Here is a 242-nt window from a genome sequence, read left to right on the forward strand (position 1 = left end):
AGCGACGCGCTGGCGGAGCTCGACCTGCTCGGGCGCCGCTGGGCCCCGGGCGCCCGGATCGAGGCGGTCGCGCACGCCGGCGGGGACACCACGGTCGTGCTCGTCGACGACCAGCCGTTCGACCTCCGCCGCGGCAAGGTCGACCCGCGGCAGAACGCCCGGTCCGCCGACCGCGGGCAGGTGCGGGTGGGGGAGCGGGAGTGGGGGTACCGGGGCGCGGCCGCCGGCTTCTGGCAGGGGCA

General features: G+C 79.3%; 1 pseudogene. It reads left to right on the forward strand.

Going from position 1 to position 242, the window contains the following annotated elements:
- Positions 1-242, forward strand: a pseudogene (locus KVT14_RS21045) (class I SAM-dependent RNA methyltransferase); the annotation flags it as partial.

The sequence above is a fragment of the Cellulomonas sp. GbtcB1 genome (assembly GCF_019091725.1).
Taxonomy (GTDB): domain Bacteria; phylum Actinomycetota; class Actinomycetes; order Actinomycetales; family Cellulomonadaceae; genus Cellulomonas.